The organism is Bacillus sp. LR_5, assembly GCF_042709275.1.
The window spans coordinates 1-4,546 of the sequence record NZ_JAVAXX010000397.1; the positions used below are offsets into that span (position 1 = coordinate 1).

The window sequence follows — 4,546 nt, forward strand, 5'->3', positions numbered from 1 at the left end:
TATAATTTTTTTTTTCATTCAGTGATTTCCCCGAAAAAACGCCTTTATTTGCGGGTTTTTGCATAAAAAAAAAGCGGCTTTAAGGCCGCTTTTTTTTATGAAGTGAACAGTTTTACGATCTGCATGGCTAAATAAGCAATCCCCGCTCCGATCAGCGGCCCCACCGCAACTCCTCCAAAAAGCGCGACTGCAAGAATGGTCCCGATCACGAGAGCAGTTGTAATATGCGGATCATTTTCAAGCAGGGCCAGGCCGTTTTTTGCAATCAGCGCCACTGCGATCCCCGCTCCAAGGGCGATCCATGCGTAGGAAGACCGCATTGCTTCTCCAAGCTGCTTAAATCCGATTTCTCCCGTGGCAATCGGGACAAGAACGGCGATGGTAATAATGGTCACACCCCAGTTAATGCCTTTTGACTGGATGGTCGGAAATAATTTCTGATCAAGCCCAGCGATTTTGATGATCAAAAGGACGGATACAGCAAAGAGCAATGATTGGTTTTTGGCGATAAGTGCGATAGCCAAGAGTAAAATTAAAAATAAATTCGCTTGTGTAAACACTTGCCATCCCTCCTTTAAGATGAATGTATTCATATTCAGCAACAGCGTGAATACATATAAAAAATAGGACATGCTGACGAGAGGAGGACCGTTTTCGTGAATCAATCTTATATCACTATTTTTTTCAGAACCCTCTTTGTCATATCAATGACCGCAGGGTCGATAGCTGCGGCCTATTATTCGTTTCCGTTAACTTATCCGTTCCTGATCGCCCTTATTCTTTCATCAGTGATTCATCCTGTTGTCGATTATTTGGACAAAGTGACAGGATTCCCCCGAACGATAAATGTTCTGGGCGTTCTTGCTTTTTTTCTGCTCGCAGCCTTCGGTGTGCTCACCATTCTGGTAGCCGAAATCGTAACGGGAACAGCCTATCTAGCAAAAACGCTGCCTCCGCATATCAGCACGTTTATTTCATATTGCGAAAAATTGTTTACAACTCATATTCAGCCGCTCTATAACGAGTTAACTCTTTTGTTTCAAGAATTGGAAACGAACCAGCAGGCTTCTATCGTCACTCATATCCAGACACTCGGTGATTCGGCCGCTAAAAATGCCGGACTCCTGCTGTCCCACATTCTAGAGATGATCCCGAGATTTTTCGCTCTTCTCCCCAATACGGCGGCGGTTCTGATTTTTTCTCTTCTGGCAACCTTTTTTATGACAAAGGATTGGCATAAGCTGAAAGCCATGCTTGTTTTAATTCTGCCGGATCGTGTGACAGCTAACAGCAAAGCGATCAGCAGCGAATTAAAAAAAGCAATGACTGGTTTTATCAAAGCACAAGCCGTCCTCGTTTTCATCACGATGGTGATTGTATTTATCGGCCTTTCTCTCTTAAAGGTTGAACACGCCGCAACAATTGCTTTTTTAATCGGGCTTGTAGATCTTCTCCCTTACTTGGGTGCCGGCTCCGTATTTGTGCCCTGGATTTTGTATTTATCGATTACGGGCCAGCTGCCCCAAGCGATCGGAATTGGTATCCTGTACCTCGTCGTTCTTATTCAGCGGCAGCTGACAGAGCCCAAGATACTAAGTAAATCTATCGGGATCGATCCGCTGGCAACACTCATCGCCCTGTTTGCCGGCTTTAAATTATTCGGGTTTTTAGGACTGATTGCGGGACCGGCTGTACTCGTTATCATCCAAGCTTTCATCACAACAGGCGCATTAAAAGAAATATGGTCCTATATCACCGTTCAGCAAAAATAAAACGGCAGCCGTTTTTTCATGGCTGCCGTTTTTTATTTGATGATGATCCGCTTATTCTTCGACATTCCTCTCAGCCATTTGAACAGAATCGGCTTACACCAGCCGCGGGTAAACGGGATAAGAAGACAGGCGCCGGCCAAATCTGATAAAAAGCCCGGAAGCATCAGCAATAGACCGCCAATGAAAATGCACAGACCGTCAGCAATCGCTTCTCCCGGCATTTTGCCATATTGAAGATCACGCTGAACCTTATAATACACTTCGGTTCCTTGTTTTTTTGCAGCTGCTGCGCCGATAATGCCAGTCAGAATCATGAATAGAACTGTCGGCAAAATGCCAATCAGCTTTCCTAAAAATAGGAATATGCCGATTTCTATTGCCGGAAACACAATAAAAAGCAAAAACAAAAATCTCATATCCAAGCCCCCCACACGTGTAACACGTTCTGTTCAACAAAAGGCATGATAAAGAGAAAAGGAAGGGATTCCCCTTCCATTTTCACCTGTAATTAAAGAACGCTCGCACGGCCTTGATAGACTGCGCCTCTGGAAGCGTCAACTGTAATATCCTGGCCATCTGTCAAAATAGATGTCGCATTTTCCAGACCCACGATAACCGGGATGCCAAGGCTTAATCCGACTACCGCAGCATGGCTAGTCAAACCGCCTTCTTCTGTAATAAGAGCAGACGCTTTTTCAAGGGATGCAATCATATCACGGTCAGTGCTTTTGGTAACAAGTACCGCACCGTCAGTCATTTTTTGCTCAGCTTCTTTTGCATTTTGTGCAACGACAACCGGACCGTAAGCTGATTTGCGTCCAATGCCTTGGCCTTTAGCGATGATATCGCCGACAGTATGAACCTTCATTAAGTTCGTAGTGCCGGACTCACCGACAGTGCCAGCTGTAATAACGATAAGATCGCCGTGTTTTACAATTCCGCTGTTCAATGATTTTTGGACAGCATCCTCAAGCATCTCATCTGTTGAGCTCGCATTTTGACCGCTTTCCGCGAATACGCCAGATACGAGGGCAAGCTTTCTGGAAATAGAGTCATTTACAGTAACCGCAACAATCGGAGCCTGCGGACGGTATTTTGCAATCATACGTGCTGTATGGCCGCTTTCTGTCGGCGTTACGATCGCAGCAGCATTCAGGTTAATCGCCGTATGTGCGACAGATTGTCCAATTGCGTCTGTAATTGTCATGCCCACTTGGTCTCTGCGTTTTGAGAGAATTTCTTTATAATTTAATGCTTCTTCAGAACGGGACGCGATGTTATGCATTGTTTGAACTGCTTCAACCGGGTAACTTCCGGCAGCAGTTTCACCAGAAAGCATGATCGCATCTGTTCCGTCGAAGATCGCGTTTGCAACGTCACTTGCTTCCGCACGAGTCGGACGCGGGTTGCGCTGCATGCTGTCAAGCATTTGTGTTGCTGTAATAACAGGTTTGCCCAGCGCGTTGCATTTTTTTATCAGTTCTTTTTGCACAAGCGGCACTTCTTCAGCTGGAATTTCCACACCTAAGTCTCCGCGCGCAACCATTAAGCCGTCAGACACTTCGAGAATCGCATCGATGTTGTCAACGCCCTCTTGGTTTTCGATTTTAGGGATGATTTGAATATCCTGAGCGTTGTGCTCTTCAAGAAGCTCACGGATTTCGAGCACATCCGTGGAACGTCGAATGAAAGATGGTGCGATGAAGTCTACTCCTTGCTCAATACCGAAAACGATGTCTCGCGCATCCTTTTCAGTAATCCCCGGAAGATTGACACTTACGCCCGGTACGTTAACACCTTTTTTATTTTTGAGTGTTCCGTTGTTTAATACTTTTGTTTTAATTTCGCGTTTAGCGGCATCTACATCAAGTACCTCAAGACCGATAAGGCCGTCATCTAACAGAATCGTTGAACCTTGTTCAACGTCATGGACTAAACCTTCATATGTCACTGAAATTTTATCTGTTGTTCCTACAACCTCGTCCATTGAAATAATGAGCTCTTTACCTGTTTCAAGCTCAATACCGCCGTTTTCCATTGTATGTGTGCGGATTTCAGGACCTTTTGTATCAAGCAGAATTCCAACGTTCTTGCCAAGTTTTTTGCTTGCTTCGCGGATATTTTTAATTCTTGCACCGTGCTCCTCAAAATCTCCGTGAGAAAAGTTTAATCGAGCCACGTTCATTCCTGACTCCATTAATTTCGTAAGCATTTCAATACTTTCACTTGCCGGACCGATGGTACAAACAATTTTAGTTTTTCTCATTTGGTTCACTTCCTTCTGAAATCTTCAGCCTTCAGCTGTACATTAGATAGACAGTTCTTTTGAAAGCTGATACATGTTTTGCTCAACTGTGTGTTTTGTCTCAAGTATTTCTATAATATCATGGTCTACAAGCTTATTGTTTTGTATACCTACACAGCGTCCGCCTTTTCCTTCAAGCAGCAGTTCAACTGCATATGCGCCGAGACGGCTTGCTAACACACGGTCAGCAGCACTCGGAGAACCTCCGCGCTGGATATGGCCCAATACAGATACCCTAGTTTCAAGATTTGTTTCTTCTTCAATGCGTTTCCCGAATTCAACACCGCTGCCTACACCTTCGGCAACAATAATAATACTGTGCTTCTTGCCGCGTTCGTGGCCGCGTTTTAAGCGGGCAATGATTTCGTGCATGTCATAGTCTGCCTCAGGGATTAAGATCGATTCTGCGCCCCCTGCAAGACCAGCCCACAATGCGATATCGCCGGCATGACGGCCCATTACTTCGATT

At 45.0% G+C, this 4,546-nt stretch carries 5 protein-coding genes; 1 reads left to right on the forward strand and 4 read right to left on the reverse strand.

The features are described from left to right. Positions 1-95 precede the first annotated feature (95 nt). Positions 96-560 (reverse strand): DUF441 domain-containing protein, encoded by a 465-nt coding sequence (locus RAC86_RS35655; protein ID WP_038430040.1) that lies wholly within the window; start codon positions 558-560, stop codon positions 96-98. Positions 561-656: 96 nt separating this feature from the next. Between RAC86_RS35655 and ytvI the strand changes: the two genes are divergently transcribed. Then, positions 657-1,772, forward strand: a complete 1,116-nt coding sequence (gene ytvI, locus RAC86_RS35660; protein ID WP_004399115.1) for a sporulation integral membrane protein YtvI — start codon at positions 657-659, stop codon at positions 1,770-1,772. Positions 1,773-1,804: 32 nt separating this feature from the next. Here the strand turns inward: ytvI and RAC86_RS35665 are convergent, their stop codons facing one another. From RAC86_RS35665 to RAC86_RS35675, 3 genes are all read right to left on the reverse strand, one after another. Continuing rightward, positions 1,805-2,188, reverse strand: a complete 384-nt coding sequence (locus RAC86_RS35665; RefSeq protein ID WP_015251477.1) for an FxsA family protein — start codon at positions 2,186-2,188, stop codon at positions 1,805-1,807. 92 nt (positions 2,189-2,280) lie between these two features. Further along, positions 2,281-4,038, reverse strand: a complete 1,758-nt coding sequence (gene pyk, locus RAC86_RS35670; protein ID WP_004398560.1) for a pyruvate kinase — start codon at positions 4,036-4,038, stop codon at positions 2,281-2,283. Positions 4,039-4,080: 42 nt separating this feature from the next. After that, the coding region (locus tag RAC86_RS35675; protein ID WP_377886695.1) for a 6-phosphofructokinase at positions 4,081-4,546 on the reverse strand (466 nt) is incomplete at its 5' end.